The organism is Trinickia sp. (genome assembly GCF_051961175.1).
GTDB lineage: Bacteria > Pseudomonadota > Gammaproteobacteria > Burkholderiales > Burkholderiaceae > Trinickia.
Genome location: NZ_JBQCDN010000310.1, coordinates 1 through 3635, shown reverse-complemented (window position 1 = coordinate 3635; position 3635 = coordinate 1). Strand labels below are relative to the sequence as shown.

The following is a 3635-nucleotide window of genomic DNA, read 5'->3' as shown; positions in this document are numbered from 1 at the left end:
GCAGGCAATCGTCCGGGCGATGACTGGCTGGTGCTCGATGTGATCCCGCTGTCGCTCGGTGTCGAGACGATGGGCGGGCTTGTCGAGAAAATCATTCCGCGCAATTCCACGATTCCCGTTGCGCGCGCGCAAGAGTTCACGACGTTCAAGGATGGCCAAACGGCCATGGCGATTCACGTTGTGCAGGGCGAGCGCGAGCTCGTCGCCGATTGCCGTTCACTCGCGCGTTTCGAACTGCGGGGCATTCCGCCGATGACAGCCGGCGCGGCGCGTATTCGTGTGACGTACCAGGTCGATGCCGACGGTTTGTTGTCGGTGTTCGCGCGTGAGCAGCACTCGGGCGTCGAAGCGTCGGTCGTCGTCAAGCCGTCGTACGGGCTGGCGGACGACGATATCGCGCGAATGCTCGAAGACAGCTTCCGTACAGCCGAAATCGACATGCGTGCGCGGGCATTGCGCGAGGCGCAGGTGGAGGCACAGCGTCTGATCGAGGCGACCCAGGCGGCACTCGCGGCCGACGGCGAATTGCTCGCCGACGACGAGCGCGCGCAAATCGACGAGACGTTGGCGTCGTTGCACCATACGGCGCAAGGCGAGGATGCCGATGCGATCGAATCCGCGACGAAATCGCTGGCGGAGCAAACCGACGAATTCGCCGCGCGGCGCATGGATAAAAGCATTCGCAACGCCTTGAAGGGCCGCAAGCTCGACGAAATCTAAAGCGTGCGCGCCGCTTTACAATGACAAGGCGAGCGGCGTTTGCCGCTCCGCACAATACAGCCAGAACGGAATTTCCTATGCCTCAAATCGTTGTCCTGCCCCACGTCGAACTGTGCCCGGAGGGGGCAGTGATCGAGGCCGCGCCGGGCGAAAGCATCTGCGACGCGTTACTCGAGCACGGCATTGAAATCGAGCATGCATGCGAAAAGTCTTGCGCTTGCACCACATGTCATGTGATCGTGCGTGAAGGTTTCGAAGCGCTCACGCCGTCGGAGGAAGACGAAGACGATCTGCTCGACAAGGCTTGGGGGCTCGAGCCGAGCTCGCGGCTCTCGTGCCAGGCACGCGTGCCGCAAGACAAGGATCTCGTGGTGGAAATTCCGCGCTATTCGATCAACCACGCGAAAGAAAATCATTGAGCTTCCAAGGAGGAGCAGCCATGAAGTGGACCGACGTACAAGACATCGCAATGGCCCTCACCGACAAGCATCCGGAAATCGATCCGCAGCTGATTCGCTTTACCGATCTGCATCGGTGGGTCATGGAGCTCGAGGGCTTCAGTGACGACCCGAACCGGTCGAGCGAGAAAATTCTGGAGGCGATTCAGCTGGCCTGGATCGAAGACGCCGCCGAATAAGGCTTGCCGCCGTTGAGCGGGCGAACCTTCGCACATCACATGCGTAAAAAAGCGACCACATCATTCGGTGTGGTCGCTTTTTTTTGCGCTGCTTGAGCGCGGGTAGGTTCTCGCGCGGGGCTTGCCGGGGTGGCTGGCTGAACTCGGCCTCCGATTCAGAGCAGGCCGCTTTCGGCGCCTCCCGGCGCCAACGCCTCCCGGCTTCCTCGACGCGGTCGTACCTGACCGCGCTCAACCTGCCGCGAGTGTTCCGTGTTCGATATGAACGCGTTCGCCTTGCTGGAACGGCGGCGCTGCGCGGTACGTGAAGTAACGCTGGCGGCCGTTTTCCATCCGCACGCGCACTTGATATTCGGTTTCGCTGCGCAGATGCTTTTCCACCGTGTTGCCAGCGAAACCGCCGCCCACGGCGCCCAGCGCGGTCATGCCCAGACGGCCGTTCCCGCGGCCAAATTGGTTGCCGAGCAGGCCGCCCACGACCGCGCCGCCGACCGCGCCGATACCGGTGCCGTGGCCTTCATGCCGGATCGGTACGATCGATTCGACGGTGCCGCAAGTCGAGCAGTACGCCGATTGTCCGCTCGGCTGCTGCGCGTGTGCATAGGGCTGCTGAGCCAGCTGTTGCGGCGCGGGCGCTTGGCCGTTGTACGGTTGCTGCGCGTACGACGGTTGACCCGGCTGGCCCGAGTAGGGGATTTGACCGGGGGCCTGAGAGGGGGTTTGGGCCTGCGTGGTTTGCGGCGAGCGCGACTCAGCCGGTTGCTGCTGGCCCGTCATCGCTGCAGCCGTGGCTGGGGCGGCGGAATCGATGACCGGTTGCGACGCGACTTGCGCTGCCTGCGACCGGTCGTCCTGTACGCTGGAACTCGACGCTTTCGGGAAGACACCCGTGATAGCGGCGGTTGCGGCGAGGCTGGCGACGATGACCGTGCCTGCGGAGACCGCAAGCAGCGGGTGCAGGCGACGAGGCGAGGTAGTCGGATTGTTCATGGCGGCACCTCCGTCGATACGGAAGAGGCTTTCCCTCAGTGATGACGATAACGCTGATAGTGTCCGTCATCGCTTGGCGGCCATCGTTTCAATTTGTAACGTGCGTCGCCGTGCGGACTGCGTGCGAAAACGAGCGGTCCTCGCTGAGTAGGATGAATCAGCGATTCGCGAGGTCCGAATCGCGAAAAAAAACCGCCGGGAGCATCACTCGCCGGCGGCTTTTACGGATCGTTACAAACGCGTGTCGCGTGCGCGCATCAGTCCTCGCGACGCAGATGCGGAAAGAGAATGACGTCGCGGATGCTCGGGCTGTCGGTCAGCAGCATGACGAGGCGATCGATACCGATCCCGCAACCGCCTGTCGGCGGCATGCCGTATTCGAGTGCGCGAATGTAGTCGGCATCGTAGTACATCGCCTCTTCGTCGCCGGCATCTTTCTGCTCTACCTGCTTCTTGAAGCGCGCTGCCTGGTCTTCCGGATCGTTCAACTCGGAGAACCCGTTCGCGATTTCGCGGCCCGTGATGAACAGCTCGAAGCGTTCGGTGATGCCTTCCACCGAATCGGACGCACGCGCGAGCGGCGAGACTTCGACGGGGTAATCGATGATGTACGTCGGCTCCCACAACTGCGATTCGGCCGTTTCTTCGAAGAGCGCCAGCTGCAACGCGCCGATGCCCGCGTTCAGGAACGTAGGCTGTGCGGGATCGACACCGAAGCGCTTCAGTTCCGTGCGCACGAATGCAGCATCGGCAAGCTGCGCATCGGTGTAATCGGGCGCGTACTTGCGGATGGCCTGCGTGATCGTCAAGCGATGGAACGGCTTGGCCAGATCGAGCTCGCGGCCCTGGTACGTGATGGTGGCCGTGCCGAGCGCGTCGATCGCCGCCTGGCGGATCAGCTGTTCGGTGAAGTCCATGAGCCACGTGTAGTTCGTGTACGCGGCATAAAACTCCATCATCGTGAACTCGGGGTTGTGTCGCGGCGATACCCCTTCGTTCCGGAAATTGCGGTTGACCTCGAACACGCGCTCGAAACCGCCCACGATCAGCCGCTTCAAGTACAGCTCGGGCGCGATACGCAGGAACATCTGCATATCGAGCGCATTATGGTGCGTCGTGAACGGCTTGGCCGCAGCGCCGCCCGGGATCGGGTGGAGCATCGGCGTCTCGACTTCCATGAACTCGGCGTCCGACATGAACTTGCGGATCGACGAAATCGCCTTCGTGCGGGCGATGAAGGTGTTGCGCGCCTCGGGCATGACGATCAGATCGACATAGCGCTGACGGT

At 62.4% G+C, this 3635-nt stretch carries 5 protein-coding genes; 3 read left to right on the top strand and 2 right to left on the bottom strand.

What is annotated here, in order from left to right; genetic code table 11:
• The 3 genes from ACTHL0_RS18660 to iscX form a co-directional block, all read left to right on the top strand.
• Positions 1-720, top strand: a 720-nt coding sequence (locus tag ACTHL0_RS18660) for an Hsp70 family protein (protein ID WP_440568317.1), incomplete at its 5' end; no start/stop codon positions are given.
• Between the two features lie 77 nt (positions 721-797).
• Positions 798-1139, top strand: coding sequence for an ISC system 2Fe-2S type ferredoxin (fdx, locus tag ACTHL0_RS18655; RefSeq protein ID WP_440568316.1), 342 nt, complete (start codon positions 798-800; stop codon positions 1137-1139).
• A gap of 20 nt (positions 1140-1159) precedes the next feature.
• On the top strand, positions 1160-1357 hold the full coding sequence (iscX, locus tag ACTHL0_RS18650; protein ID WP_440568315.1) for a Fe-S cluster assembly protein IscX: 198 nt from the start codon (positions 1160-1162) through the stop codon (positions 1355-1357).
• A gap of 231 nt (positions 1358-1588) precedes the next feature.
• On the opposite strand, the gene ACTHL0_RS18645 is transcribed toward iscX, so the two are convergent.
• Together ACTHL0_RS18645 and lysS are read right to left on the bottom strand one after the other, a co-directional pair.
• The gene (locus tag ACTHL0_RS18645; protein WP_440568314.1) at positions 1589-2347 is read right to left on the bottom strand and encodes a glycine zipper 2TM domain-containing protein; all 759 of its coding nucleotides are present in this window, start codon (positions 2345-2347) and stop codon (positions 1589-1591) included.
• Positions 2348-2604: 257 nt separating this feature from the next.
• A partial coding sequence (lysS, locus tag ACTHL0_RS18640; RefSeq protein WP_440568313.1) for a lysine--tRNA ligase occupies positions 2605-3635 on the bottom strand: 1031 nt, incomplete at its 5' end.